Source organism: uncultured Arcticibacterium sp., assembly GCF_964021845.1.
In the GTDB taxonomy this organism is placed as follows: domain Bacteria; phylum Bacteroidota; class Bacteroidia; order Cytophagales; family Spirosomataceae; genus Arcticibacterium.
Window position 1 is genome coordinate 213,616 of the sequence record NZ_CAXHZC010000001.1, and the last position, 26,557, is coordinate 240,172.

At 38.8% G+C, this 26,557-nt stretch carries 14 protein-coding genes; all 14 read left to right on the plus strand.

The genetic code is table 11. From position 1 onward, the window contains the following. The 14 genes from AADJ06_RS00845 to AADJ06_RS00910 all read left to right on the plus strand — a co-directional run bounded on the left by AADJ06_RS00845 (window position 1) and on the right by AADJ06_RS00910 (window position 26,540). A complete protein-coding gene (locus AADJ06_RS00845; RefSeq protein ID WP_341224492.1) occupies window positions 1-2,799 on the plus strand; it encodes a heparinase II/III family protein in 2,799 nt (932 codons plus the stop codon). Continuing rightward, a complete protein-coding gene (locus tag AADJ06_RS00850) occupies window positions 2,799-4,781 on the plus strand; it encodes a glycoside hydrolase family 97 N-terminal domain-containing protein (RefSeq protein WP_341224493.1) in 1,983 nt (660 codons plus the stop codon). The genes AADJ06_RS00845 and AADJ06_RS00850 overlap by 1 nt, the downstream gene beginning before the upstream one ends. A gap of 29 nt (window positions 4,782-4,810) precedes the next feature. After that, window positions 4,811-7,594: a heparinase II/III family protein gene (locus AADJ06_RS00855; RefSeq protein ID WP_341224494.1), complete on the plus strand. Its 2,784-nt coding sequence runs from the start codon at window positions 4,811-4,813 to the stop codon at window positions 7,592-7,594. A gap of 1 nt (window position 7,595) precedes the next feature. Beyond that, window positions 7,596-8,447, plus strand: coding sequence for an alpha/beta hydrolase (locus tag AADJ06_RS00860; protein WP_341224495.1), 852 nt, complete (start codon window positions 7,596-7,598; stop codon window positions 8,445-8,447). A gap of 6 nt (window positions 8,448-8,453) precedes the next feature. Beyond that, window positions 8,454-10,820, plus strand: coding sequence for a PDZ domain-containing protein (locus tag AADJ06_RS00865; RefSeq protein ID WP_341224496.1), 2,367 nt, complete (start codon window positions 8,454-8,456; stop codon window positions 10,818-10,820). Between the two features lie 6 nt (window positions 10,821-10,826). Next, on the plus strand, window positions 10,827-12,194 hold the full coding sequence (locus AADJ06_RS00870; protein WP_341224497.1) for an alpha-L-fucosidase: 1,368 nt from the start codon (window positions 10,827-10,829) through the stop codon (window positions 12,192-12,194). 192 nt (window positions 12,195-12,386) lie between these two features. Further along, the gene (locus AADJ06_RS00875) at window positions 12,387-14,888 is read left to right on the plus strand and encodes a glycoside hydrolase family 95 protein (protein WP_341224498.1); all 2,502 of its coding nucleotides are present in this window, start codon (window positions 12,387-12,389) and stop codon (window positions 14,886-14,888) included. Between the two features lie 21 nt (window positions 14,889-14,909). Beyond that, window positions 14,910-15,326: a hypothetical protein gene (locus tag AADJ06_RS00880; protein ID WP_341224499.1), complete on the plus strand. Its 417-nt coding sequence runs from the start codon at window positions 14,910-14,912 to the stop codon at window positions 15,324-15,326. A 492-nt stretch (window positions 15,327-15,818) separates the two neighbouring features. Then, window positions 15,819-15,941 carry a hypothetical protein gene (locus AADJ06_RS00885; RefSeq protein ID WP_341224500.1) on the plus strand — a complete coding sequence of 41 codons (123 nt, stop codon included), beginning with the start codon at window positions 15,819-15,821 and terminating at the stop codon, window positions 15,939-15,941. Between the two features lie 1,358 nt (window positions 15,942-17,299). Further along, a complete protein-coding gene (locus tag AADJ06_RS00890) occupies window positions 17,300-17,578 on the plus strand; it encodes a hypothetical protein (protein ID WP_341224501.1) in 279 nt (92 codons plus the stop codon). Window positions 17,579-17,752: 174 nt separating this feature from the next. Beyond that, window positions 17,753-20,047, plus strand: a complete 2,295-nt coding sequence (locus tag AADJ06_RS00895) for a heparinase II/III family protein (RefSeq protein ID WP_341224502.1) — start codon at window positions 17,753-17,755, stop codon at window positions 20,045-20,047. 19 nt (window positions 20,048-20,066) lie between these two features. Further along, complete coding sequence (locus AADJ06_RS00900; RefSeq protein WP_341224503.1) at window positions 20,067-22,190, plus strand: right-handed parallel beta-helix repeat-containing protein; 2,124 nt, start codon at window positions 20,067-20,069, stop codon at window positions 22,188-22,190. A 294-nt stretch (window positions 22,191-22,484) separates the two neighbouring features. Next, window positions 22,485-24,311 (plus strand): arylsulfatase, encoded by a 1,827-nt coding sequence (locus AADJ06_RS00905; protein ID WP_341224504.1) that lies wholly within the window; start codon window positions 22,485-22,487, stop codon window positions 24,309-24,311. 3 nt (window positions 24,312-24,314) lie between these two features. Then, the gene (locus tag AADJ06_RS00910) at window positions 24,315-26,540 is read left to right on the plus strand and encodes a cytochrome C (protein WP_341224505.1); all 2,226 of its coding nucleotides are present in this window, start codon (window positions 24,315-24,317) and stop codon (window positions 26,538-26,540) included. Window positions 26,541-26,557: the final 17 nt, after the last annotated feature.

The window sequence follows — 26,557 nt, forward strand, 5'->3', positions numbered from 1 at the left end:
ATGAGGTTACTATTATTTGTGCTTATCAGTTTGTTTTTAAAACAAGCGGCTCTCGCTCAATTTGTTTTCCCTCAAACCATTGAGAGGAATCACCCTAGGCTTATTTCGCCAAAAGTAAGCAAGGAAACTATTCGTAAAAAACTAGAAAGCTCACAAGAGGTTAGAGAGGATTATGAAGCCATAAAAAGCAAAATATCAAAGTACGTAGTTCAATTTAAGTCAGACCCAGAATGGTTATCTTCTCGCTTACAAATGCATTGGAAAACTCATGCCACGGAGGTCTATGTGGATGGTGTTTTCTATTCACATTCTGAGGGAACTGCTCCGGTACCTACCGTGAGGTTTACAGGACAGCGTGACTATGTTACAGATTATAAAATGCCATCGTTTGAAGAAATGAAGCCATACCTTGAGGATGAGCGAGGTCTATATCTTCAGCATAAAGAAACTGGTGAATGGGCTTGGATAGATGTCACTAAAACAGGCCGTATCATTGAAAACACCAATGAACGGATTTTAAGAGTCGCTAGAAATGCCTCTTTGGTTTATTATATCGAAGGAGATGAGGATTATGCCAAGTTAGCTGCTCATCTTTTTGATGTCTATATGCAAGGTTTGTATTATAGAAATGAACCCATTGATCTAAAAAAACAGGTGCAACATGTAATAGGCCTCACATCATTTCAGGTGATTAAAGAAAACATTGTGGATGAATTGGCTGAAACTTATGATTTCCTTTACGATTACCTTAAAAAAAATAAGAAAGAACAAGTTCCTGTTTATACGGCTTCGCTAAAAAAGTTGGCCGAAATTATCATAAAGAATGGTGTCCCTGATAACAACTGGAATCTCCATCAGGCTAATTATGTCATTCAAATAGCTTTGGTTCTTGATGATGACAATGCTTATGCCGATGGCAAGGGTTGTCAATATTACCTGAATCGAGTCTTTAATGAATCTGAAGCCAGGCAGTGGTCTGTTAAAGATGTTTTAGCCTCTGGTTATGACCAAGAAAATGGTGTATGGAATGAAAGTGCAGGCTATGCTCTTAGTGTAGCAAAGGGCTATTCGCACTTGGTTAAGACTATTCAAGAGGCACTTAATATTAATATTTTGCCTGATATGCCCATTTTGCCAAAAGCAGTAGCCATCATGCCCCAATATTTGTATCCTAATAAATCAATCGTGGCCTTTGGTGACTCACATTACGGACCTCTTGAAACAGAAGTATTTTTAGATTTAGTCAGTAATGCTCAGCAGTTCAAAAACCGTGAGCAAGAAGAAGAGTTTACTTCCCTGATTTATATGTTGGAAGGAAAGGGTGAAAAACATGGCTTTCGTAAAAACGCCTTTAATGAGTTTTTATATAATACTAAAGTAGAGCTAGACCACAGTATTTTACCAGCAAATCCTGACGACTATATCACCAGTACATTTTACGCCCCTAATGTAAGTTGGGTAGCCATGCGAAATGGGTTTGACAGAAAACATGGACTAATGGTATCGCAATTTGGCTCCTTAGGAAATCACGCCCATTCTAATGGAATAGCCATGGAACTCTATGGCAAAGGATTCATTTTAGGACCAGAAGGTGGTAGAGGTTCTAGCTATTTGCAGGCAGATTATAGAGAATACTATTCTCAATTCCCTGCCCATAATACAGTGTCTGTCAATGGAAAATCGCAGTATAATAAGATGCGGAGTTACTATGCTTTTGAAGTAAATTCACTTTACCCCGCCTCAGAAAGAAAGACCGGTTTTTATCCAAATATTAACTTCTCAGACCTCTATTTCAATGAGCCGAGTACCAATGCCGACCAAAACCGCGTCATGAGCATCATAAGAACTGGTGAAACCACAGGTTACTACGTTGATATTTTTAGGTCGAAACAGAAAGATGGAGCTGATAAGTACCATGATTACTTTTACCATAACCTAGGTCAAAAGTTAGCATTCACCACCATTGGTAATCAGAACATAGTTTTAGAACCTAGTTCAAAATTGACCTCAAAAGCAGGAAACATTAAAGCTTATGATTACCTCAAAGATGAGCACTCTGCTAAAATTGAAAAGCCTTTCAAAGCTAGATATAGCTTAAAGCTAAAAGGACAAGAAGAAGTCAATATGAATATTTGGGTTCAAGGAAATGAGAACCGTGAAGTATTCAAAGTATCAACACCGCCATCAGAGGCATTCAGGCATAAGGTAATTCCTGACGAAATAGTAAAAGATTCGCTTTTGACCACAGTGGTAAGACAATATGGCGAAGCATGGACAAAGCCTTTTGTAACTGTTTACGAGCCATCTTCTGAAACTGAACCAGCTAGTATAAAAAGTATTGAAAGCTTTAAGTCAGGTGATAATGAAAGCTCATTTGTCGGTTTAAAAATAGAGAGTTTAGCAAACAGAACTGATTACATTTTCTCTTCTGACCATCATAACGCTTATGAATTCGGAGGAATCTCCTTTGAAGGAACTTACACAGTAGTTAGCACTGAAAATGAAACCTCCACCCTATTTCTAGGTGCTGGAAAATCAATCTCAAAAGACGGATATTCTATAGAAATCCTCGGGAAGAAGTCAGGCTCTGCGGCTCTGGTAACTGGAAAAAAAATGATGCTTAGCTGCGATGATGCTATTTTATTAACCTTTCCAGATACCCTGTCAGAAGGTAAACCGGAGTTAAATATTGGTTTAAAAGTTCTTTATGGGAAAAGAGTTGTAAAAGATGGAAAATCCTCATTGATATTTAAAGTACCATCCACTGAATATCAAGAAATTACATTAGGAATAAAATAATGCAAAATACAGTTAAAACTTACCTTATTGGAATAGCCTCAATGCTCTTTATGTTCTCAGGGATTCAAAAACCTAAGGAAATTGAGCTAAAATCTCCTGATGGAAGCAATACTTTCCTACTAGAAAACTCTAAAGATGAAAGTGAAATCCGCTTTTCAGTCCTACATAATAATCAAGAACTAATTCTTCCTTCTAGCTTAAAACTCATTTCTGAAGAATTGAATTTCTCAGGAAAGCTATCTATTCTAAAAACAGAAAAGACTAAAATTCGTCAAGAATGGAATTCTGACTTTTCCGAATTAAGTACCATACCCGACAACTATAATCAGATAAAGATTTATCTAAAAAAAGGTGATGCTTATGTTAGCCTTATTTGTCGAGCTTATAATGAAGGTATCGCTTTCTCTTATGAGATACCCGAGCAAAGTGGTGCTTTAGAAGTAGGACTTGAAGAAAACATATCCTACAATTTCAAAGAAGATTATAAGCTTTGGTCTACTCCAAAACGTGAGAAAGGTGTGCTTACAGCACAAGGCGAGATTAAGAAAATACCTTTGAGCCAGCTAAAATTAGGTTGCGAACGCCCACTTTTAATAGACATGGGTGAAGGCTCAAAAATAGCATTGGCAGAAGCCAAACTAGTGGATTACGCTCGCTTAAGTTATAGTAAAGGAAGCAGCTCTGCATACAGCATACTATCTACACTTGATGGCGAAATGGGTACTCCAAAGCAAGACACTATAACAGGAGCCATTATTTCTGAAGGTTCATTTAGCGGACCTAAGGTTTATAAAAAATTACCTTTTCAGTCGCCGTGGCGTGTCGTTATGATAGGAAAAACGGAAAGTGAGTTATTAGAAAATAACTATATCATCCAAAACCTTAACGACCCATCAGAAATTAAAAATGAATCATGGATAAAGCCTGGGAAAGTATTGAGAGAAACTACTTTGACCACGGATGGAGCTTATTCTGCCATAAACTTTGTAGCCGAGCATAACATGCAATACGTTTTGTTTGATGCTGGTTGGTATGGAAATGAAATGTCAAATAATTCAGACGCCACCACCATCACGCCAGACCCTAAACGCTCAAAAGGCCCGTTTGAAATTGAATCTATTTGTAAATATGCCGACGATAAATGCGTAAAAGTGATTCTCTATGTAAACCGTAGAGCCCTTGAAAAACAATTAGACGAAGTATTACCTCTTTTTAAAAAATGGGGCGTATCTGGAATAAAATTCGGTTTTGTAAGAGTGGGTGACCAAGATGCCACCAATTGGCTACATGAAGCCATAAAAAAAGCAGCCGCCTATGAAATGATTGTAGATGTGCACGACGAATACAGACCTACAGGTTTTTCACGAACTTACCCTAATTTATTAACCCAAGAAGGGATAGCTGGCGATGAAACGAGTGTGAGCAATGAACACACCTTAATCACCATGTTTACTCGAATGCTGGCTGGAGCAGCTGATAACACCGTTTGTTACTACAATGGACGAGTAGACAAAATGGGCTCGAGAGCATCTCAATTAGCAAAAACGGTGTGCCTTTTTAGCCCTCTGCAATTTTTATACTGGTACGACAAACCTGCCAGTTCTCCTGAAAAACTTGATGGTTTATGGGGAGACACCAAACATATTGGTTCAGAACCTGAATTAGCCTTTTTTGATGGAGTGCCTACCACTTGGGATGAGACTAAAGTACTCATAGGAGAAATAGGAAGGCTTGGAGTTATCGCACGAAGAAAGGGCAAGCAATGGTTTATTGGCGGTATTAATGGTACAGAAGAGCGAAACGTGACGCTAGACTTCTCATTTCTAGACGAGAACAAGCAATACACAGCAACCGTCTACACCGATGATAAAACTGTAAAAACTAGAACACATGTAAAAATAGAAGAAGTAAAAATCACCAGTGATTCAACATTAGAATTGAAAGTGCTTAGCAATAACGGTTTTGCAATTCAGATAGACTGAAACACATATAGACCCAAGAAAAATACGACATGACAAAAAGGTATTTAATAATCATTTTAACTGTTCTCTTTAATGTTTCGGTAGCATTTTTACAAAGCACCGAGCACCCAAGAATTTATACCAACAATGCCTCTAAAGCAGATTTCCTTAAAACGCTGGAGCAGGTTGAATGGAAAAATGAATTGGTTGAAAAGAAAAAGAAGAACCTAAACAAATACCTAAGTTTAGTGCAAAAAGACCCTCAATGGTTGGTTTCTCGCTTACAAATGAACTGGAAAACCAAACACAACAAGGTCTATTTAAAAGAAGGTAACTTCTCTCATTCTGAAGGTACTGCACCTGTGCCTACAGTACGATATTCAGGCACTAGAGACTGGGCTACAGATTATAAAAAGCCAAAGCTAGAAGATGTCATTCCTTATTTAGATGACCCTAGAGGCCTTTATCTGGCACATAAAAAAACTAATAAGTTTGAATGGATTCATCCATCAAAAGCTGGTTTTGCCATTGAAAAAATCAATGAACAGATAATGGGCATTGCTGAAGATGCGGCCTTCTTGTACTGGTTAACTAATGATGAAAAGTATGCTGAATTGGCGGCTCCCATTTTCTTAACTTATATGGACGGCATGCATTACAGAGATGCCCCCATAGATTTAGCAAACTCTAATCAAGCTAACATTTCGGGTCTGGCTACATTTGAGGTAATTCATGAAGGTATTGTGGTTTCTTTGGTAACGGCTTACGATTTCATGCATGATTATTTGATTAAAAAGAACACCAATTTGGCTAACCCTATTGCGGTTTTTCAAAAATGGGGAGACCAGATTATAGAAAAAGGAATACCCGACAACAACTGGAATCTTTTCCAGGCTCGCTTTTTAACTTATATCGGTTTAGTGCTAGAAGATGATAAAACCTACCAAAACGATAAGGGAAGAGAGTACTTCCTAGACCACACTTTCAAAACCTCCACAGACAGACAACTTTCTATAGAAGAGTCGCTGTTGGTATATGATTTTGAAACGGGCATATGGCCAGAATCACCTTCCTACTCCGTGCATGTCATCACCACTTTATTACGAATTTTGACACTTTTAGATAATGCCACAAACCAAAACGAATTTCTGAATTATCCTATCATAGAAAAGGCTGCTTTAGCTTCTTTTCAATATCTATTCCCGTCAGGTTATACTTTAGGTTTTGGTGACTCTAACCATAAAATACTGCCTCCTGAGAATTTCGAGTTGCTAATCGCAAACTATCAAAAATACAACAATACCGAGAAGGAAGTTTTGATATCAAGCTTGCTAGACAAAATGATTTCGGACGACTTATATACACGGAAAGCCAGAGACTACTTTCAATTATTCTTTTACGTAGACAAGATTAATGCTGCTTCTTCAAAAGAACTTCCGAGCTTAAACTCTCCTACTTTTTATGCTCCAAATGTCAGTATGTTTAACCAAAGAATGGGTTCTGGAGATGATGCCGTTATGATTTCTACGGTTGGTTCTTTTGGTAATCACGCCCATGCAAACGGCATTTCTTTAGAGTTATTTGCCAATAATTACGCTTTAGGACCAGACTTTGGAAAAGGACCAAGCTATTGGCATGAAGACCATAGAAACTTTTATTCAAGGTTTCCTGCTCATAATACAGTGGTGGTAGACGGAAAATCTGACTATGCCGCCATGCGGACATATAATCCTTATACTTTAGACAATTTCTATCCGCAGGTTGGAGAAACACCTTCTTTTGATAAATTGACATTTTCAAAGGTTTCGTTCTTTGAACCAGAAACGGTTGCTGACCAACAACGATTTACCGCCATTGTCAAATCAAATGCTACCAAACCTTATATAGTCGATGTATTTCGTTCAAAGAAACAAAACGAGGGTACACAAAAGCATGAGTACATCTATCATAATCTAGGGCAATCGCTGGAAATATATGGGGATAAAAGTCAGCCTTTAAACCTTGAATCCACAGATGATTTGAGTTCTAAAAAGGGCGATTTAAAAGGATACGACTATTTCACAGAAAAGAAAAAGGTAATTTCCTCGGAAGACATTCAAGCTCTCTTTCGCTTAAAAAGCAAAGACAGTCCAGACAATCTCATGAAACTGTGGGTCAAAGGCAGTCCTAACCAAACGATTTATAATGTACTTTCTCCAAAGTCAAATGCCCTAAGTCCTGGCACTGCTCCTGCAGAAATAGTTGACGAACCTATACCAACCTTTATCCTAAAAAGAGAAGAAGCCGCTTGGTCAAATCCGTTTGCGGTAGTCTTTAATCCATATTTTGAAAATGGTGAGAACTCAATCGAAAATGTTACTTATTCTCCTCTAGAAAAATATCCTAATACTCAAATAATTGAAGTCTTACTTAATGATAAAAAGACGGTTGACAGATTAGTTTTAAATGCTTCTGAAAACTCCGTAGCTGCCGAAAAAGCCTTTTTCCAAAGAGGTCTGTTTTCAATCACTCGTCAATCCAACCATGATAATAAACTAGGTTTCTTGTTCTTATCTGGCATGGAAAAGTATGAAAACATGGGTTGGGATATTGTCTCTTCTGGTGAGCCTTTTACATTAACACTTGAAAGCATGGAAGGAGGCTTTTCCCTGTCAACCGACAATCCAATTACCATAAACATGCCTTTAGCGAAAGGGAAAGATGCATACATCAAATTTTACGATGATGCCGATAAGCTAATAACCACGAGAAAAGGCACCACCAATAGAAATGATGACTCGCAGGTAGTATTTAAGATTGAAAAAGCTTTTAAAAAGATGGAAATAACATATTAATATGAAAAAGAAAATCACACTAACTTTAGTAGTTCTGCTCTTCATAGGCAAGCTCTTTGGGCAAGGTACATCAGCGAGTGACATCACCTATAAAATAGTAGATGGAGATACGTTAAAGCTTAGGTTGATTTATCCTGAGAACTATAAGAAAAACAAGAAATACCCTACCATCGTATTCTTTTTTGGCGGCGGATGGAACGGGGGAACTATCCTTCAGTTTGAAGACCAAGCCAAGTACTTTGCCACAAGAGGAGTTCTTTCTGCACTGGTAGATTACCGCGTAAAATCTAGGCATAAAACCACGCCTTACGAGTCTGTGAAAGATGCTAAATCTGCCATGCGATTTTTAAGAAGCAATGCCAAAACCTTCGGAATCAATAGAAAGAAAATGATAGCCGCTGGCGGTTCTGCTGGAGGACATTTGGCGGCAGCCGTTAGCATGCTTCCTGGCGTAAACGAACCTACCGATGATTTATCTGTAAGTTCTAAAGCTGTAGCCTCCATTTTATACAATGCCGTCATTGATAACGGCCCTACTGGCTTTGAACATAAAAGAATGGGCGAACGCTATTTAGAGATTTCACCCATGCATAACATCACCAAAGGTGCTCCTCCTACTATCTTCTTTTTGGGCGACAAAGACAAATTAATTCCGGTAGCAACGGCTTATGAATTTAAAGCTAAAATGGAAGCTGTAGGTAGCAGGTGTGATGTATTTATTTACAAAGACCAACCTCATGGTTTTTTCAACAAAGGCAAACAAGAAAACGACAGATGCTACATAGAAACCACACGTGAAGCAGATATTTTTTTACAATCAATTGGCATTTTAAAAGGAAAAGCAAGCATCTAATCAAATATGAAAAAAGTAGTTTTATTTATTTTAACCATAAGCTTTATCAGCTCTTGTGCTCTCAAAAAGGATACAGTAAGCCTTTTTGTAGCATCTAATGGTGAAATCACAAACGATGGCTCCGAAGAAAAGCCTTTTGGGAGTTTAGATGATGCCGTTAAGCGAGCCAGTGAAATAAAAGCGAGAAAGCCAGAAGCTGAAATCAATATTAATATTTCAAAGGGCGATTATTATTTAAACAGTCCTATTATCATTCCGCCAAACTTAAGCGGACTAAGCATCAAAGGAACTGATGCCTCGGAAGTGAAAATAAAGGGCTCTAAAGTGTTAAATGCTGATTGGCAAAAACACACAGACGATATATATGTAACAGCTGTGCCTGAATCTTTAGATTTTGACCAATTCGTAATTAATGACAAAGCACAAATTTTGGCTCGTTATCCAAACTATGACGAAAGTGCTGCATGCTGGCTGGGATTTGCGGAAGATGCCATTTCTAAAGAACGTTTGGCCACTTGGAAGAACCCAGAAGGAGCTTTCTTTAGTGCTTTACGTAATGGAAAATGGGGTGGTTTTCATTTTAAAATTACGGGCGTAAATAAAGATGGCACTGCGATTCTAGAAGGGGGACAGCAAAACAACAGATACTCCAAACCACACCCTGAATTTAGGATGGTGGAAAATGTATTTGAGGAGCTTGATAGTCCTGGCGAATGGTACTTAGACATAGCAGCGAGTAAACTGTACTTCTGGCCTGAAAAAGAACTAGACCTTAAAACTGCCCAAATAGAAGTCTCACAGCTAAAAGACCTTATTAAAATAGTTGGTACACTTGACAATCCAGTGAAAAATGTAAGCATCAGTGGTATTAGTTTTGATAATACTAGACGAACTTTCTTGGAGGATTTTGAACCTCTATTACGAAGCGACTGGACCATTTACAGAGGAAGCGTACTCTTTCTTGAAGGAACTGAAAACTGCGAAATTCTGGATAACGAATTCACTAACCTTGGTGGTAATGTTATCATGGCCAGTAAATACAATGATGCCTTGGTAATTAAGGGTAACCATATTCATGAATGTGGAGCCAGTGCCATATCGTTTATTGGTGACCCCTCTACTGTTCGGTCGCCGTCTTTTACTTATAAGGAGTTTGTACCCATTGAAGAGATGGACACTGTTTCTGGTCCGCAAAACGAACTTTATCCAAGAAACTGCCTTGTTGAAGATAACCTCATTTACAGAATTGGTAGAATAGAGAAACAAACTGCGGGCGTTCAAATTTCTATGGCCATGGACATCACTGTTAAAAATAACAGCATTTATGATGTCCCAAGAGCAGGTATAAATATTGGCGACGGCACTTGGGGTGGTCATATTTTAGAGTTTAATGATGTTTTCAACACTGTTCTTGAAACCAGCGACCACGGTTCGTTTAATTCTTGGGGAAGAGACCGCTTTTGGCATCCTAATCGAAATGTGATGGATAGCATTACCACAGCAAACCCTAATATGTATAAATGGGATGCCATAAAAACTACCATTATTAGAAATAACCGCTTCAGGTGTGACCATGGCTGGGATATTGATTTGGACGACGGTTCTTCCAACTATCACATTTACAGCAACCTGCTATTGCACAATGGCTTAAAACTCCGTGAAGGATTTAACAGAGTCGTAGAAAATAACATCATAGTCAACAACTCGCTGCACCCTCATGTTTGGTTTGAAAAAAGCGAAGACGTTTTCAAGCATAATATAGTAAGTGATGCTTATCAAGACGTTAGACTATCTGGCTGGGGAAAAGAGTTAGACTATAACCTATTCCCAAATGAATTAACGCTTATGAAATCTCAACTTTATGACAGGGATGAACACAGCATCTATGGCGACCCATTGTATAAAGACCCAAGAAACTTAGATTTCACGGTGGCTAGCAACTCCCCTGCCATGGAAATAGGTTTTGAGAACTTCCCTATGCACCAATTTGGCGTACAAAAACCTGAATTAAAAGCCATTGCCAAAACGCCAGAAGGTATTGAATTGTCAAACGCTTCTGAAATTACTAAGGAAACGACTCCTGTAGTGGCATGGCTACGAAACGACATCAAAAGTGTGGAATCGGAGCAAGAACAATCTGCCTATGGCTTAAGTAAGCCTGAAGGTGTCATACTTCTAAAGGTATGGAGTGGAAGCCCTGCAGTACAAAATGATGGTCTAAAAAGAGGTGATGTTATCCTAGAAGCAGCGGGCAAAGAAGTCAAAACGGTCAAAGACTTTTTCCAGATTAACCTAGAAAACAAAGGCAACACGTTGGACTTAAAAATAATGCGTAATCAGTCAGAAAAGAATATAACTATTAACACTAAATAAATGAATATGAAATACTTACAAAAAATAGCACTACTACTATTGGTGGTCTTTGGTACCAATGTTGCGTATGCACAAAGCAATGCCAACACTAAAAAATTGAATGACGATGAGCGTATGGAATGGTGGCGAGATTCCAAGTTCGGCATGTTTATTCACTGGGGAGCCTATTCAATTATAGGAGGAGAAAGAGGAACAAATATTGCCGGTGGTGGTGCCGAATGGGCCATGGACAAACTTGACTACACTGTAGAGGATTATGAAAAATTTCCTGAGATGTTTAATCCCGTAATGTTTGATGCAGACTCATGGGTAAGTATGGCGAAAGACGCCGGGATGAAATACATTGTCATCACTTCAAAACATCATGAAGGCTTTGGATTATGGGATTCTAAAGTTTCAGATTATGACATCATGGATACCTCTCCTTTTAAGCGAGACATTATAAAAGAGTTATCAGAAGCTTGTAAAAAACAAGGTATCATATTTTGCTTTTACTATTCTATTGTAGACTGGCACCATCCACAAGCACAAGGCAATCTATACCCAAATTACAACATTGCACAGCATGACGACCCTTCCGTAGTAAATCCAGAATTTCCTGAATACTATAAAAACTACATGAAGCCTCAGGTAAAAGAACTATTGACCAATTATGGTGACATTGGCGTGGTGTGGTTTGATGGCGATTGGATTTCAGATTATACCACAGAAATGGGCAAAGACCTTTATAAGTATATCCGTGAGATTCAGCCTAATACAATTGTCAATAATAGAGTAGACAAAGGTAGAAACGGCATGGAAGGTATGGATATGGAAGGCGAATTTGCAGGAGATTTTGGTACACCAGAGCAAGAAATTCCGGATACAGGGATTGACTCTGACTGGGAAGCCTGCATGACCATGAATGGCTCTTGGGGCTACAAACCATCAGATAATAAGTGGAAAAGCAGCGAAGAACTTATCCAAAAACTAGTAGATATCGTTTCAAAAGGCGGTAACTTTTTATTGAATATTGGACCTGATGGTTTCGGAAGATTCCCAGCAGAAAGTATTAGACGTTTAAAAGCTATGGGCGAATGGACTTCAAAGAACGGAGAAGCCGTATATGGTGCTTCTGCTAGTCCTTATGAAAAACCAAAATGGGGACGCTATACAGAAAAGGATGGTGTTATTTATGCTCATGTTTTTGATTGGCCTAAAACCGGAACATTAAAGCTACACAAAGACATTAAAGTTAAAAGAGCGACCGTATTGACTGACCCTGATACAGCTTTGGAATCTCTTGGAACATCGCGTGAGGTATTAGTCTCTGTCCCTTTATTGGCTCCAGACGCTACAGTTTCTGTTATTAAAATAGAATTAGCGGGGAAGTAATTTTAGACATTGGTTTGATGTAGTAGTAACCTACACCGTTTCGTTTTTTGGAAATTCCCTATTAGAAGCACTTTGTCTTGACGAGTGGAAAGAATAGTTTCTCGAATATTTAGCCTCGAGAACCATAATAAAATGGCATTATAAACTTTGAGTGACAATAAATTGATATCAAACATTACCAACAAAAACAGCATGAAAATCAAATATCTTATAAGTTTTTTAGTTTGTGCAGTTCTGTACTCCTGTGACAAAAAGGAGGTTCAAAACTTAAAACTCTGGTATGACGCCCCTGCCGCCGACTGGAACGAAGCCCTTCCATTAGGAAACGGACGTCTTGGTGCTATGGTTTTTGGAAATCCTGCTAAGGAAAACATCCAGTTAAACGAAGCTACGCTTTGGGCTGGCGGTCCTCACAGAAATGATAATCCTAAAGCTAAAAGTGTTCTTTCGAACGTTAGGAAGTTGATTTTTGAGGAGAAATATAGTGAAGCTCATGCCATTGCAAATGATGCCTTTGTTTCCAAAACTTCTCATGGAATGCCTTATGAAACAGTAGGAAACCTAAGATTAAACTTTGCCAATCACGATAATTATTCTGAGTACAACAGGGAATTAGATATTAAAAAGGCATTAAATACCACCACGTATACTGTCGACGGTGTCAAATACAAACGTGAGATATTCACTTCTTTCTCAGACCAGGTGATTGTCATGAGATTGACCGCTGACCAAAACGAGAAAATCAGTTTCACCGCAAGTATGGACCGTCCTGAACCTGCTAAGATTTCCCTATTTATGGAAAACGACAATACTTTGGTGATGACGGGCTTTGGCAGCGACAATAAAAATAAGCGACTAAAAGAGGGCACTCCACCCATAAAAGGGCAAGTGGAGTTTGACTCAAGAGTGAAAATAGTACCAGATGGTGGAAATATAAGCTCTACCGACAGCCAGTTAGTGGTGTCAGATGCCAGCAGTGTAACGCTTTATATTTCGGTAGCCACTAATTTTGTAAACTATAATGACATCAGTGCCGACCCTCATGCCTTAGCTAAAGCTTACATAGCTAAAGCCGAAAAGAAAACCTATAACAGCCTGTTAAAAGACCACTCGACCCTTTATCAAAACTATTTTAATAGAGTGTCTCTTGATTTAGGCAGTACAGAAGCAGCTAAAAAAACAACAGATGTAAGAATCAAGGAATTTAGCAAAAGTGATGACCCTTCTCTGGCTGCCTTATATTTCCAGTATGGCCGTTATCTATTAATTTCTTCTTCACAGCCTGACGGACAAGCATCTAATTTGCAGGGTATCTGGAATAACCAATTAGTGCCACCGTGGAAAAGTGCCTACACGGTCAATATCAACACGCAAATGAACTATTGGCCTGCAGAGGTTACCAATTTATCTGAAATGCATGAGCCTTTGATAGATTTGGTAAAAGAATTATCAGATGCAGGACAAGAAACCGCCCAAGTTATGTATGACGCTGATGGCTGGGTAACGCACCACAACACAGACCTTTGGAGAATAGCCGGACCAGTAGATGGTGCCACATGGGGCATGTGGCCTATGGGCGGCACTTGGCTGAGTCAGCACCTGTGGGAAAAGTATATGTTTAGCGGTGATGTGGATTACCTAAAATCGGTATACCCTGCCATGAAAGGAGCTGCCGAGTTTTGTTTAAGCGTTTTAAGTCCTGAGCCTAAAAATGGTTGGTTGGTAGTTTCTCCTTCCATTTCGCCGGAGCATGGGCCTAAAGACCGTCCTAAAAATGTCTATATAGCGGCAGGAACTACTATGGATAATCAGCTGGTTTTTGATATGCTAAGCAAAACCATAAGTGCTGCCAAAACGCTAAATGTAGATGCCGATTTAGTAACTAAAATGGAAGCCACCTTATTAAAGCTACCGCCAATGCAAGTTGGCCAGCACAATCAGCTGCAAGAATGGATGCAGGACTTAGATGACCCAGAAGACAAGCATCGTCATGTGTCGCATTTGTATGGGTTATATCCTTCTAATCTAATATCGCCATATCAATATCCAGCATTATTCCAAGGAGCTGAAAACACCTTAATTCAAAGAGGTGACCCATCTACAGGATGGTCAATGAACTGGAAAATCAATTTATGGGCTCGTCTTTTAGACGGAAATCATGCGTATAAATTAATGCAGGAGCAAATCAAATTAGTAGGCCGCCCAGACTCCCCAAAAGGAGGAGGAACTTACGCAAACATGCTAGATGCTCACCCACCGTTTCAAATTGACGGTAATTTTGGTTTCACCTCTGGCTTAACAGAAATGTTGCTCCAAAGTCATGACGGAGCCATTCATTTGATTCCTGCATTGCCAGATGCATGGCAAAAAGGCAGCGTTAAAGGCCTTAGAGCAAGAGGTGGTTTTGAAATAACTTCTATGGAATGGGAGCATGGAAAACTGAGTAAGGTGATTATCAAATCAAAACTAGGGGGCAATTGCCGTATTCGTTCTTATGGTGAATTAAGCCTAAGTAAAGGTTACGATTTGAATTTAGCAGAAGCGGGAAATACAAATCCATTTTACCAAACAGCAAATATCAAACAACCTTTAATTTCCGAATCGGCTACGCTAAAAGAATTGACTTTAAAACCATCCTTCTTGTATGATATCAATACGGAGGCAGGGGAAGAGATTGTTTTGCTTGGGAGGTAGCGTTTATATAAAATCATTAAAATGAAAACAGAATTTAAAATAGACAATTCGATTGCCTTGGAGGTAAATGGAATTTATATTGATCTACATAATTTTTATCATTTACACGACTTAAATATTGAAATTCCTTACAATAGAATTACTCTTCGATGGGAAAAGTCTGAGAAATGGATTTCAGAGAAGTCTCCAGAGACTTGTGAAATTGTTTTTAGTTCCGTCTCTTTTTTTCAAATGAGTGAACATTTCTATATGGAGCATCCGACAAACCTAGAAGAGATAGGTTTCAAAGAGCCCGATAACTTCGATCATGATTGGTTAGGAGCTCAAGAACATTCTAATGAAAAAGATCATATTTTTTTCAGATTTAGAGGAGATGAATTTCTCAGAATATATGCAAAAAAAGCTTTTATTGATTTACGGACTTCTGATAAAAAATAACGCTAAAAGGGAAAAGGATATACAGAGTGAATGACAAGCCCCTCAATAAAACCAAGTAACCCTCGTATAAAATCCTCCCCTCTAGGAGCTGCCCCATCTGCCGATTTACCCGCCGAATGGAGGACCGTAAGGCCTAAGAGACTCTGAGCGTTGAATGTAATAAGTTCCCAAAACACCACCTATAGTCGTTGGCAGTTTATTTTTTATAACAGACAGAGATTACTCTGGTGATATGTATATTGCCATTAGTTTGTCCATCTTGGTATCTGGGTAATTTGAAAAAGAAGACGTAGAGACTCACATTTCATGCGGTATTAAGACCGAAAAACATATTCCACAAAGTCGAACCAGTCTGCCGATTTATCCGCCGAATGGAGGACAGGCAGGAAGACTTTACGGAGCAAGGGTAGAGGAAGTTCTCGTAGATAGAGTCATCCCAGGACCTACTCCAGAAGTTATTGAAAAGGGATTGTAAATTTAGGTACAAGGATAATGAAAGGAATTGATGAAGCTGCAAATCAAGGTTATAAACAGTTAGTGGATTTAAATTTAATTACTGTTGAAAGAAGTACGAATGCCGTAATTGAAAAACATGAAAATGGGGCTAGTGAATAATGGGAGTTTTATTAGGGATAGGCTTAATGTTTTCAAGTTTTGTTTATTTGATTTTTATATTTAAAAATCGAAAGACCAAGGATAACTTTTGGGCGTTTAGAGGTTATTTAAGCGGGATTTTGTTGTTTTTAGGCGGTCTTATCAAGACCTTAAAGGATGTGGGGCTTATTTAGAGTGACTTCTATTTTGTGAAATTATGTATTTAAAATGAAAGAATTTATTAGACTTTGTATCCCTCTTTTATTGGTTGCTTTTGGAGTAATAATCAGGAAGTTCGCTCTTCGAAGCTTGTAGCTTCGGAGTGGTATATAAAGGCCTCTGGCCTGAATAATTGTTATTTATTTCTTTAGAATAAGAACAATAGGGTGGCATTGTATTGGTATTAAGACCTAAAAACATATCCACAAAGTCGAACCAGTCTGTCGATTTATCCGCCGAATGGAGGACAGGCAGGAAGACTTTGCGGAGCGAGGTATATATTGGTAAAAGGGTGACAAAGTATTTAATCGGCATAAATGATAAAGTTAAAGGAACTCCTGCGTTTTAATATCCTTTCAATGATTGGGCTTTCGGCAGGATTGGCATCGGGTTATCTGTTGTTTCATGGTGCCATTTTTGTCTTGTGGTTAATTTATTCTATTGTCAACATTTATTTAATAAAAAATATTATTGGAAGGGCAAATACATATTTTATTGGACTAATATATAATTCCACCAATACTCTTATTTTTATTTTAATAATGATAGTAATAAATCGAAATCGGTTATATGATTCACAATTTTGGTTAGATATGTTATACTATTCATGCTATTTTTGGTTTAGCCTAATTGTAATGTATTCAATTGTTTATGGGATTTATGCTCTGTTCAGTAAGGAAATGTGGGAACAATAATCAATTATGTTCCTCCGCTCTTCGAAGCTTGTAGCTTCGGAGAGGTATATAAAGGCCTCTGGCCTGAATAATTGTTATTTGTTTCTTTAGAATAAGAACAATAGGGCGGTATTGTATCGGTCCGAAGACCTAAAAATATATTCCACAAAGTCAAAAAGACTTTGCGGAGCAGGGTTTCTCCGCTGTTACCGTTGCGAAGTCTTGGTATTTGGATAATTTGAAAAGAAGGCTGCAGAGTCCCTTGATGAGACTCTTCAGCGAGTGAAAATGATTGAAAATATTTTGTTTTTATGGAGAAAAGCTCTTGTACTGCTCAAGAGGAATAGAGCATTTTTAGCTTGGGGTGTTGCTGTCATCCTATTCATCTTTTTATCTAACACGATACATAGTTGTCGTGAAGAAGAGTATTTAAGTAAAGGTTCTTTTTATACCAAGTTAGAAGTAACCCGGGCTTACATTAGGAAAATGAAAATAAACATCCATTATGAATATGCATATCAGGGAAGTTTGATAGAATCATCAACGACAGTTGGTGCTCAGCGTTTTTATCAGGGCTTTGGTGCAGATAGAAGTGATATTGAAAGAGTAAAGAAGTTAGATTTACTTGTTGAGTTTTCTTCCATAACACCAGACTATCATAGAATCAGATGGGATTTAGTATGCGAATTAGATAAATGTTTTAGCGATTCCACAGTTAATATTTGGGATAGTATTCCCAAAGGTTGGGTAGAAGGGAAATATTGAACATAGCCAATAATTTCTAGGCTTAAATAAGCACTATTTCACCCAAATAACTCATAATTTATAGTCCATGAAACATGAGTAATACTCAATAGCCTGCAAAAGAAATAATATTGCACTTAGTGAAAAGTGGAAAAATACGCCACTTTTTGAATTATGATACTTTAATCTATAATTATGCTAAGAAGCTTATTCCTCCTTTTGTTTTGTGCTTTTGTACTTTCGGCCAATGCCCAAAACAGGAAATACCTAATCTATACGGATGAAAATATTGCTCGCCTAAAAGAGCAAATAAAGACCAACGAATCTGTAAAAAAGAACTGGGAGAACCAGCATGAGCATGCCTTAGAATTAATTGAGAAAAAAAAGTTACGCTCTTCTGATGGCCTATTACTTGGCTTGGCTTACAGGCTCACCGGCGAAGAAAAATTTGCCAAAAGGTTAAAAGAGCTTCTATTTGACTATGCTTCTAAAAACACTTGGGAAGGAAGAATATTGCTTCAGCGAGACCCGCCGTGGCAAGCAGGTTTAGGAACTTCGCACACCAGCTATGACATAGCCGTGGGTTTTGACAGTATTTATGATTTCCTCACCAAAAGTGAACGTAAAGAATTAGCCCAACGCATAGTGACTCTCGGCATAATACCAGCAAAAGAAGACTGGCTAGACCCTGACAAAAACATGCACACTTTTGACACCATGGGGCATAACTGGTGGAGTGCCTGTGTTTACATGTCGGGTTTTGCGGCCTTAGCCATAAGAGACGAAATACCAGAAGCCAGCAACTGGGCTAAAGAAACAGAAAACTACACCCAAGAATGGATGAACTTCACGGGTAGCGTGCTCCAAAACAAACCTTCAACATTTGATAAAGACGGTGGCTTTTATGAAAGCCTTAACTATGCCGAATACGCCGCTTCGCAATACTTATTATTTCTCTCTGCCTATAAAAACGTGTGGCCTAAAGCCACGTACTATCAGTCCCCCATTCTAGATAATTTGGGGGATTTTTTCATCAATACCACCTACTACACCAATGGTGAAAATGATTTTGCGGTAAACTTTGGCGATGCCAATGTACACGCCACAGGCGAACGAATAATCAAGCTTCTATGGTCTGCCGGCTTTCAAAAAGAGCAGTACGCCTGGTATTTAAATCAAGTAAGTAATGAGGAATCTAGATATTGGAAATCTGCAGAGGCATTAGCACTAATGCCCAATCTACCAACTCTGAGTGATTCTTATGAACCGAGTAGCCATAAATCACACCTTTATGAAGAAATGGGCTGGGCTACCATGAGAAACTCTTGGGATGATAATAAAACCATGTTAGCTGTCAAATCAGGCTTTACATGGAATCACGCTCATGCTGATGCAGGTTCCTATATCTTATTTCATAATGGCAAAAACCTCATCATGGACCCCGGCAGTGCCAGCTATTTGAGTCCGCTTTATACAGAGTATTACTGCCAAAGCGAAGCTCACAACGTTGTCTTTTTTGATGGCAAAGCCCAAAACAGAAACGACCCTTATTTCGGAAATGTTAATTCAGGTTCACTGCATAGCCTTATTGAAGGAAAAGACTTTAAATACTTACTGGCAAATGCTACAGGCCCTTATTCTCAAATTCTTGCCAGAAACTATAGAAACTTCATTTGGGTGGGCGATGTCATCTTAGTTATTGATGATTTATTGGCCTATGAACCGGGCCAATTTGAGTGGTTATTGCACTATAATGGCGAGTCAAACTTAAAAGGTGGTATTGATTTAAAAATTCAGGAAGATGACGCCAAAATAAGAGTGCGTCCTCTATTTCCTGAGACTTTCCCTCCCGGTGGCGAGCGTCCGCATGACTTCCCTGAAAACATGCGATTAACAGAAAAAATGGGTTACGCCGACCATAAACCTGAAATCAGCAAGCCGTATTGGTCTATCAGTCATTTTGAAAAAACTGCACGTACCAAATTTGTCACAGCCGTCATTTTAGAAAATGAAAACGAGCTACCAGTCATTACCCGCGACTACGGCAAAAACTATTTAAAAGTATCTATTACACAAAAAGGAGAAACCACGGTTGTCTACTTTAATTTATTGGCAGACGGTCGTCTAAAACACCGAAATAGCCAAATAAATATAGAAGGATGGGAAACTGATGCCTACTTGACGGTTTTAAAGTTTGACGAAAACGCTGATAAAACGGACATAGATAATATCAACGAAGTGTTCATAGGTCACGGCAGTTATTTGAGAAGAGACTCCCAAACGCTATTGCATTCGCTATCAAAACACTACACACTGGTAGAGAATTTTGGAACAAAGCCAAGCATAACTTTTGATGGACAGGCCAATGCCACACTAACACTATATAATACGGAGAAATCAAAAAGCGTAAGCTTCAATGAAAACACAAAAGCTGTGAATTACGATGCCAACAAGAAAGTAATCCAGCTTCAAATACGAGATAATAAATAACCCTAGAAATACAACAAGCATGAAATTTAAATTACTCTTATTAATTGGAATACTATATGCATCCACTTCTTGTTCAGATACCGCATCAAAAAATGAGATAGCCTTCTTTGTATCTACAGATGGTAGTGATACAGACGACGGAACGAGTGCCAATAAACCCTTTGCCACTTTGGAGAAAGCACGAAATGCCATAAGGGACTTGCAGCCTATTAGTAAGCCCGTGACTGTATACCTGAAAGGTGGAACCTTTCAACTTTCTGAGCCTTTTGTTTTAAAAGCAGAAGATTCTGGAACGGAAGAGTTCCCTGTTACCTACAGTGCGTATGATGACGAAAAACCGATACTTAGTGGCGGTTTGAAAGTAAGCGATTGGGCAGAGACAGAACTTAATGGTCATAAAGTGCTGGTTTCAGATTTGTCAACTTTAGAAAGGTATGCTCCATTTGAGCAGTTATGGGTAAATAGTCATCGTGCTATTCAGGCCAGAACCCCAAATAGTGGTTACTTAAAAGTGCCAATATCTCAAGGGGCAGACACTAAAGACCTAAGAAGAAGCAGTAGTTATGATTTTTCATACAGTCAAAAAGACGAACATTACTTAGAAGGTGCAGAAGATGGCGTGGCAGTTGTCTTCAATAAATGGTTAGAGTATCACATGCCTATTGACAAGATTGACCGTCAAAACAAAAAGGTAATTTCTACCAAAAAAGGTGGTAGGGCTATTGAAGGAGATGATGATTATTACCTAGAAGGTGGCCGTGTTATGCTAGACAAACCCGGTGAGTGGTATTTAGATAGAAAAGACAAAAAACTTTATTATTTCCCGCTAGAAGGCGAAACAGACATAGTAGCCACTATCCCTTCTTTGGTAAATGTGGTTCGTTTAGAAGGTGATCATAGGAACGGTAAGTCTGTTGAACATATTCAATTTAAGGGTTTAACTTTTAGTCATACTACTTGGGTTTTGCCAAGAGCGTCTGAGCAGTCAGGCTATAGCCAAGCAGACATTAGAATGGATGGTTCGGTATATTTAAAAGGGGCTAATAATTGCCTTTTTGAGGCATGTGAAATAACAGCCATAGGAAACTACGGTCTTGAAATGTCATTAGGTTGCTCAAATAATCGTGTTTTGAGATGTGATATTCATGACTTAGGAGCTGGCGGCCTTCTGATTGGTCCTAAAATTCGCCCAAGAGGAAAAATAGGACCTGAAGATATTGGAACGGAGCTACCTCCAGTATTAGAAAATCCAGCTGATGCTAGCAGTAATAATGAAGTAGCCGATTGCCGAATTTATGATGGCGGCAAATATTTCCATTGTGCCGTAGGTATTTGGATAGGGCAAAGCCCAGACAACCAGATTCATCATAATGAAATCTATAACTTTTACTATTCAGGAATTTCCACGGGATGGACATGGGGCTATGGCCCAGCACTGGCTACAGGTAATATATTTGAGTATAATCACATTCACCATATTGGTAAATTAGAAAATGGTGACGGCTCTGTGCTAAGTGATTTGGGTGGTATTTATACCTTAGGAAATCAAACTGGAACCGTTATTAGAAACAATGAATTTCATGATATATGGGCAGGAAAATATGGAGGATGGGCCATCTACTGTGACGAGGGCACCACTAATATATTGATAGAAAACAATCTGGCGTATCGCTGTAGACATGCCATGTTTAATCAGCATTACGGAAAAGACAACCTGATTAAAAACAATATTTTTGCCTTCGCAGACGCCAGTGTGGTGATGATGGCAAAACTACAACCGCATACAGCCTTCATATTAAAGAATAATATTTTGCTCAGTGATGAGACTCCAATTTATGCAGGAGGTTATGAATATAATGTGGAACAAAAAGACGGTTTTGTAGCGGATAGCAATTTGGTTTGGTCTACTGCTGGTGAAGTTTTAGGAGGTCAAAATCGCTTCCCAAGCAGAATTTACGAATCTAATGAAGCTCTCATGAGCTGGTCAGACTGGCAGTCGCTCGGAAACGATAAGCCTTCAATAATTGCAGACCCAGGCTTTACAGACCCAACGAACGGTGATTTTACTTTATCAGAAGATAGTCCAGCATTACAAATCGGTTTTAAGCCTTTCCCATTAGGTCAGGCCGGACCACGAGAGTAGATGTCAAGTTTTAGTTATTCGAGTAAAAGGAATAATTGTAATAAATCCTTATATCGCCCTGTACTGTTTGAACACGGTCAAAATCATTAAAGTAAGAACATTTCACAACTACCTTATATTAAATATTTTGAGTGTGTGAGTTTACAGGGTGTTGCTTTTTTTGTTTCGTTTTTTTACAATAAAAAAATGAAATCCCTACCGGAAGGTAAGCGAAAGAACAGCAGTTTTTTTTAGAATAAGAAAAGTGCCATTTACTCCTCTTTAGAGACTGTTTTGAATTAAAAATATATTAAAATGACAATGAACTTGAGTCAAACAAAATACATTTCACTGCTTTTTTCAGTACTCCTGTTTGCTTCCTGCACATCGCAAGAAGAGCAAAAAGGAAAACCAAACGTAATCCTAATCATGGTGGATGACCAAGGTTATGGCGACCTTTCGAGTTTGGGAAATGAGTATATCAAAACACCCAATATGGACTACCTCCATGATAACAGTGCCAGGTTTACACAGTACCACGTTTCGCCTACTTGTGCTCCCACGCGTGCCGCTATCATGACAGGCCATCATTCTAACAGAACAGGGGTTTGGCATACGGTGAATGGCCGTTCGCTGATATTAGAAAGAGAGACTACCATGGCTCAAATTTTCAAAGAAAATGGTTACAGCACAGGTATTTTTGGTAAATGGCATTTAGGAGATAATTACCCTTTCAGACCAGAGGACAAAGGTTTTGACGAAGTGCTGGTACATGGTGGTGGCGGAATAGAACAAACCATGGATTATTGGGATAATGACTATTTTGATGACACCTATATTCACAATGGAAAACTTGAGAAGTTTGATGGTTTTTGCACAGACATTTGGTTTGAAAACGCTAAAAAGTACATAGGCGAAAACAAAGACAAGCCTTTCTTCTGTTACCTATCTACCAATGCGGCACACTCCCCGTATTTTGTAGATGATAAATATTCTGACCCATACAAAGACAATGAAAACATACCGAATGCAGCCTTTTATGGCCTGATAGCAAATGTTGATGAAAATGTAGGTAAGCTGGTAGAGTATCTAAAATCCATAGAATTAATGGATAATACCATCATCATTTTCACTACGGATAATGGCACCGCAGCCGGAGCCAAAATGGCCAAAGGAGAAGATAGACTGGATGGTTTTGTTGGCAAAGGTTTTAATGCTGGAATGCGTGGTGTTAAAGCTAGTATGTATGAAGGTGGCCACCGGGTTCCGCTTTTTATTCACTGGAAAGATGGCGGTATTTCTACCGGAAAAGACATTGACGAGTTAACTGCTCACTATGATATCCTTCCTACCTTAATTGACCTTTGTGAACTACAGGCTAGCACTGAACTCAACTTTGACGGAAAAAGCCTGACGCCTTTAATGGCTGGCAATACAGAAGGTTTTGAAGATAGAATAATTATTACCAATTCACAGCGAATTGAAAATCCAGAACCATGGAGAAGGACTGCTTTAATGCAGTCAAATTGGCGATTAATTAATGGGGAAGAACTTTACGACTTAAACACTGACCCAGAGCAGCGTGTTAATATTGCGGAGCAACATCCTGAAAAATTGGATGAATTTAAAACAGCTTATGACGCTTGGTGGGCGGAAATTTCTCCTTCATACCAAGACCAACCATATATCTATGTTGGCCATGAGGCGGAAAACCCAGTAAAACTCTACTCGCATGACTGGCATACAGATGCCGTAGCAAGCCCGTGGCATCAAAGGCATATCAGAAGTGGCTACAGAGATAATGGCTACTGGTTACTAAAAGTGGCAGAAAGCGGCAAATACGCCGTTAAACTACGCCGTTGGCCTATGGAAACTAAATTAGCTCTGAATGCGGAAGCCCCCATTCGACCTGCAAAGGAAGGAACGAGTGTAAGAGCAAGTAAAAAAGGGAAGGCTTTGAACATTACCGCTGCCAGATTAGCGATACAAGACCTCGCTTTGTCTAAAGAAGTTGATTCTGATTCAGAATATGTCGAATTTGAAATCGAACTAGAAAAAGGCCAAACGCAACTAAAAACATGGTTTACTTTAGATAATGAAGAAGAACTAGGAGCTTACTTTGTGATAGTTGAGAAATTATAAAAAATGAAATTGAAAAATAAATACGCTTTTGTTATTGGAATATTTGCTCTAAGCAGCTGTAAGGAGAAAACATATTCTGACGAAATATACCAAAAACCAGAAATGGTTAGCGAAGCACCATCCACTTTCCTTTCTCCTGAAGAAAGCATGGAGACTTTTTATTTACCTGCTGGATACAAAGTAGAATTAGTAGCCAGTGAACCCATGGTGGATGAACCCGTGGCTATAGCTTGGGATGGCGATGGCAAAATGTACGTGGCCGAAATGAACACCTACATGCAAGATGTGGACGGCTCTGGCACCAATAATTCCATTAGCAAAATAAAGCTACTCATAGATACTGACGGTGACGGAAAAATGGACAAAAGCACTGTGTTTATAGATAGCCTGATGCTGCCTAGAATGATTTTACCACTAAAAGACGAGCTGATAGTAAACGAAACTTATTCGTATGATTTATGGAGTTACAAAGACACCGATAATGACGGCGTAGCCGACAAAAAGGAACGTGTTTATTATAATCCCAAACGGAGAGGAGGAAACCTAGAGCATCAGCAAAGTGGACTGGTTTGGAACTTGGACAACTGGGTGTACACCACTTATAATCCTATGCGTTTCAAATTTCAGGCTGGCGGAATTCAAGTAGATACGCTTGATAATATGCCAAGTGGCCAATGGGGACTTACACAAGACGAAATGGGGATTAACTATTACTCTTCTGCCGGAAGTGAAAACCCAGCTTATGGATTTCAACAGCCTCCAGCTTATGGAGATTATAACCCTGAAGGTAGATTGTCAGAAGGGTTTATGGAACCATGGCCTATAGTAGGCACGCCAGATGTGCAAGGTGGGCCAAAAAGACTGCGTGAAGACAATACACTAAACCATTTTACAGGTGTGGCCGGTCAGGAGATATTTCTAGGCCACAAACTACCTCCTTCTACCTACGGAGATTTGTTTATTCCTGAGCCAGTAGGTCGCCTTATAAGACGAGCAAAAGTAAAAACAGAGAATGGTAAGAAAGTACTTTATAACGCCTATGATGAAGCAGAGTTCATGGCATCTACTGACCTAAACTTTAGACCAGTGCAGGCCAAAACGGGCCCTGATGGAGCTTTATACATAGTAGATATGTACAGAGGAATTATTCAAGAGAGTAATTGGACTAGAGAAGGAAGCTCGCTGAGACCTGTTATAATTCGCAAAGAGCTAGATAAGAATATAGGGAGAGGACGAATCTATAGAATAGTACATGAAGACATTACTCCTGATGTAAAACCAAATCTTTCCAGTAAATCTGCCGAAGAGTTAATTCCATATTTGGGACACTCGAATGGTTGGTATAGAAATACTGCTCAAAAGCTGTTGATTCTAAATGATGACAAGTCTGTGGTGGAAGAATTAAAGGATATTGCTGAAAGCAATGTCTCGTTTTTTGATAAATTATTTAACAGCGACATAGACTTTGGAATAGAAAGAGTTCATGCATTATGGACGCTAGAAGGAATGGGTGTAATTGACAAAGAATTGATTACAGAAAAGTTAAAAGACGCAGAGCCAAGAGTTAGGATAACGGCCATAAGATTAAGTGAACGCCTTTTAGGCGATGGCGATGTAGACATAATTTCTAGTCTAAAGAACCTTGCACAAGATTCAGATATTGAGGTAGTCAATCAACTCGCATTAAGCTTGCGGTTTTCTAAAGACCAAAAAGCTACCGACATTTTGAATGAAATGGCCGATAAGTATTTTGAAAATGAGATAGTATCGCACTCGGTAAGCGAAAGCCTCAAAAAAGATGACTCTCAGCTGACACAATTAAAAGAGATGATTGCCGAAAGAAGTCTTGGTGAAAAACAAAGTATCTTAAGAGGCTATGACTCTTATAAACAGCTTTGTACTACTTGTCATGGTCCAGATTTAAAAGGCCTTGGCACAGAAGACGGTACATTGATTGCCCCTCCGCTTATAGGCAGTAAACGTGTAATTGGCGACAAAACAATACTAAGTAAAATACTATTGAATGGACTGATTGGCCCGATAGAGGGTAAAGAATATGGTATCATGATGGCTTTAAAAAGTAATAGTGACGACTGGATTGCAGATGTATTAACCTATGTAAGAGCCATGAATAATGAGGGTGGTGTCCATAAAAGAGTGGTAAGAAATGCCAGAGCTAAAACCGCCGATAGAGAAGACTATTGGACTTTAGAAGAATTGAGCAAATAGCCCTTAAATTATAAACA

What these genes read in the sequence shown, in the direction of transcription:
- AADJ06_RS00845 (WP_341224492.1), top strand. Translation starts at nt 1, where the DNA reads ATGAGGTTACTATTATTTGTGCTTATCAGTTTGTTTTTAAAACAAGCG.
- AADJ06_RS00850 (WP_341224493.1), top strand. Translation starts at nt 2,799, where the DNA reads ATGCAAAATACAGTTAAAACTTACCTTATTGGAATAGCCTCAATGCTC.
- AADJ06_RS00855 (WP_341224494.1), top strand. Translation starts at nt 4,811, where the DNA reads ATGACAAAAAGGTATTTAATAATCATTTTAACTGTTCTCTTTAATGTT.
- AADJ06_RS00860 (WP_341224495.1), top strand. Translation starts at nt 7,596, where the DNA reads ATGAAAAAGAAAATCACACTAACTTTAGTAGTTCTGCTCTTCATAGGC.
- AADJ06_RS00865 (WP_341224496.1), top strand. Translation starts at nt 8,454, where the DNA reads ATGAAAAAAGTAGTTTTATTTATTTTAACCATAAGCTTTATCAGCTCT.
- AADJ06_RS00870 (WP_341224497.1), top strand. Translation starts at nt 10,827, where the DNA reads ATGAAATACTTACAAAAAATAGCACTACTACTATTGGTGGTCTTTGGT.
- AADJ06_RS00875 (WP_341224498.1), top strand. Translation starts at nt 12,387, where the DNA reads ATGAAAATCAAATATCTTATAAGTTTTTTAGTTTGTGCAGTTCTGTAC.
- AADJ06_RS00880 (WP_341224499.1), top strand. Translation starts at nt 14,910, where the DNA reads ATGAAAACAGAATTTAAAATAGACAATTCGATTGCCTTGGAGGTAAAT.
- AADJ06_RS00885 (WP_341224500.1), top strand. Translation starts at nt 15,819, where the DNA reads ATGAAAGGAATTGATGAAGCTGCAAATCAAGGTTATAAACAGTTAGTG.
- AADJ06_RS00890 (WP_341224501.1), top strand. Translation starts at nt 17,300, where the DNA reads ATGAAAATAAACATCCATTATGAATATGCATATCAGGGAAGTTTGATA.
- AADJ06_RS00895 (WP_341224502.1), top strand. Translation starts at nt 17,753, where the DNA reads ATGCTAAGAAGCTTATTCCTCCTTTTGTTTTGTGCTTTTGTACTTTCG.
- AADJ06_RS00900 (WP_341224503.1), top strand. Translation starts at nt 20,067, where the DNA reads ATGAAATTTAAATTACTCTTATTAATTGGAATACTATATGCATCCACT.
- AADJ06_RS00905 (WP_341224504.1), top strand. Translation starts at nt 22,485, where the DNA reads ATGACAATGAACTTGAGTCAAACAAAATACATTTCACTGCTTTTTTCA.
- AADJ06_RS00910 (WP_341224505.1), top strand. Translation starts at nt 24,315, where the DNA reads ATGAAATTGAAAAATAAATACGCTTTTGTTATTGGAATATTTGCTCTA.